At 53.4% G+C, this 3,127-nt stretch carries 2 protein-coding genes; one reads left to right on the plus strand and one right to left on the minus strand.

What is annotated here, in order from left to right; translation table 11 throughout:
• Positions 1-215 precede the first annotated feature (215 nt).
• Positions 216-2,036 (minus strand): methyl-accepting chemotaxis protein, encoded by a 1,821-nt coding sequence (locus R6U41_RS13760; protein ID WP_410270419.1) that lies wholly within the window; start codon positions 2,034-2,036, stop codon positions 216-218.
• A 273-nt stretch (positions 2,037-2,309) separates the two neighbouring features.
• Here R6U41_RS13760 and R6U41_RS13765 point away from each other — a divergent pair.
• Positions 2,310-3,127, plus strand: an 818-nt coding sequence (locus tag R6U41_RS13765) for a CoA-binding protein (RefSeq protein ID WP_410270420.1), incomplete at its 3' end; no start/stop codon positions are given.

A 3,127-nucleotide genomic window follows, 5' to 3' on the forward strand; every position in this document is an offset into this window, starting at 1 on the left:
AATCAGACTTTTTACGGTGCCATCAAACATTGAATCCAGCATGTATTTCTACACTGAGGTCGAAGAGTTCTCCGATGCCCGGTTAAACTGGGAGCACACCATGACCTATGCTCCCCGGGCGTTGACAGAACCGGCGCTTTGCCCATAAAATCCTCCCTCAAACGACCGGGCGGCAAATTTGCCGCCCGGTCGTTTGTTGGGTGCGAAACCCGGTGTTAACGCAGCCGGGCGGGCAGTTTGGCTGGTCTGCCATCTTTATTGCTGCCGGATCCATGGCCTTTGCTTCCGCCCACAAGGGTCATGAGATCGGCCACCATCTTTTCCAGTTCCTCTGCCTGGGAGGACAGCTGCTCTGCTGCGCTGGCGGATTCTTCAGAATCCCCCGCGTTTTTCTGGACCACCCGGTCCATTTCCGAGACCGCTGTATTGACTTGGTCAATACCCTGGGCCTGCTCCCTGGAGGCACCGGTGATTTCCGTGATCAGGCCGGAGACTTTTTCCGAGCTCTGCTTGATGCCCTGGAGCTGCTCGGCCACCTCATGGGCCACGCCAACACCCTTTTGGGCGTTTTCCTGGGATTTTTCCAGCATCAGGGATGTCTCCTGGGCCGCTTCGGCACTGCGCTGGGCCAGGTTGCGGACCTCTTCGGCCACCACTGCAAACCCTTTTCCCGCCTCGCCGGCCCGGGCGGCCTCAACGGCAGCATTCAGTGCGAGCAAATTGGTCTGAAAGGCAATGTCGTCAATGGTCTTGATGATCTTGGAGGTTTCATTGGATGATTCCTGGATTTCATTTATGGCCGTGTTCATCCGTTTCATGGACGAAACCCCTTTTTCCACCATTTCCCCGGTTTCCTTGACGGCCGTGTCGGCCTTCTGGGAATTATCTGCGGTGTGCCGGGTCTGGGCGGCCATTTGCTCCAGGGATGAAGAGGTTTGCTCAAGGCTTGAGGCCTGCTCTGATGCTCCCTCTGCAAGGGACTGGCTGGAGGTTGCGATCTGGTCGGCGGCCAGGGCCACTTCCTTTGAACTGCCCGTTAATGTCCGCACAATGGCGGTGACTGGATTGACTGTGTAGCGGTTTAAAAAGAATGTGACCACCAGGATCATCACACCAAATGCCGTGCAGATCAGGACAAAGAAATTCCACATCATTTTTCTGTTCTTGTTTACGTTTTCCAGGACCAGGTCGCTTTTTTGGCCCAAAAGAAAAACCCCGATGGTTTTTCCGTCCACATCCTTTACGGGTTTGGCGGCTGAAAGATATCGGGAATCAAAGGCGTAGTTTTCCAGGGCCTTTGAAAAATCCAGATTTTCGTCCACATAAGAAAGAAAATCCTTGTCCACGTCCTTCTGGCTCAGGGTATAGCCGCCCATCTTCTTTTTGCCCTTCAGGCCCTTGGCAATATCGAGCAGGGAATTGTCCAGAAGGTAGAGAAATTCCATGTTCAGGGATTTTAGATCCCTTTTGATGGAATTCAGTCCGCCTTCGAAATTGACAATACCCGCAAATTGTGAATCCTGGGTGACAGGAAACAATCCTTTCAGGCGCAGCCCTTTTGGCGACACTTCCATGGTGGCCATTGCAGTTGTCTCTTGCCGGACTTTTTTATATGCGGCAGAATAGTCCAGAGATTCGCCGAAATTATCCGGCGCCCAGGATTTCACAAAAGAATCCAGATGCTTGTCAATGACATGGACCTGAACATTTTGAAAACCGGTATTGTCTTTAAACACTTGACCGTAATGGGCGAGCATGTCAATGACGGGCTGCCTTTCACGATCCCGCATGGATTCGGTGATGATGGGGTTGTTGGCAATCTGCAGAGCATTGGTCAGCCAGACCTTTTTTTTGGCTTCCAGGGATTCATCGATTTTGCTGCGGAACAAATCGGATTGCTGCTGAAGGGTGTTTTCCCGGACATTTGAAAGCTGGTATTGCAGCAGGGGGATCGTAATCAACAGAATCAGGCCCAGGCCTGCAAGCATGATGGCAAATACTTTTGAGCTTATTTTCATATTCTTAAATAGTTGCACATAACCTCCTTTTTTTACAGCATTTTAATGATTCGTATGAGCGGGCAAAATCGTAAGCTATATTGTTATCGGCTGATTACTGTTGATCTTAAGTTTGATGGCGCCGTAAAAAATCCAATATCTGCGTTATACGCAATTTCTCAGAATTTCACGTACGGGTAAGTACGCTGTATTCTTCGAAATTGCGCAAGCCTTGATCTTGAACTTTTACGGTGCCATCAAGTATTTATTTCAATTTAAACTGAGGCGTTCAAAAACACCCGGAGACCTGATTTGATTTCACAAGAGCGGCTTGTTTCCCAACTCGATGAATTGTTTCACCCCGCAAGCGTGGCCATTGTGGGCCTGCCCCAGGGCATGAAGACCGGAAAGCTATTTTTGCTGGCGCTGCAGGACATGGGCTTTGCCGGCCCCATTTATCCGGTCAACCCCAATGCCGAAACCATTGACGGCCTTGCCTGTTACCCGGATGTGGCTTCCATTGACGCCCCTGTTGATCTGGCCATTGTGCTGGTGGGCCGGGACGCCGGCCCGGAGGTGGTCCGGCAGTGTGCGGAAAAAGGGGTAAAGGCGGTGGTGCTGTTTACCGCGGGCTACAGGGAGTCCGGCAGTGAAAATGGCCGGCGCATGGAGGCCGAAATGGTGGCCACAGCCCGTGCTGCGGGCATGCGCCTGTTCGGCCCCAACTGCATGGGGCTTTACGTGCCCGCTTCCGGGCTTTCCTTTTTTCCGGGATTGTGCCGAAAGCCCGGACGCCTTGGGCTGATCTCCCATTCCGGCTCCCTTGCCAACATCATCGGCCGGGAGGCGGAGAAAAAGGGCCTGGCCTTCAGCAAGGCCGTGAGCCTGGGAAACGAAGCCGATGTCCAGAGCGCGGATCTGCTTTCCTATTTTGCTCGGGACCCGGAAACTGATGTGATCGGCGCCTATCTGGAGGGCATCACCGACGGCCGGTTTTTTTTTGACGCCCTGCAACCCGCGGCTGCGGAAAAACCCGTGGTCCTGTGGCGGGTGGGCCTGACAGCCGAAGGCGGCCGGGCGGCATCTTCTCACACCGGTGCCATGTCCGGCTCCCGGCAGATCTGGCAGGG

The organism is Desulfosalsimonas sp., from assembly GCF_046483245.1.
Taxonomy (GTDB): domain Bacteria; phylum Desulfobacterota; class Desulfobacteria; order Desulfobacterales; family Desulfosalsimonadaceae; genus Desulfosalsimonas.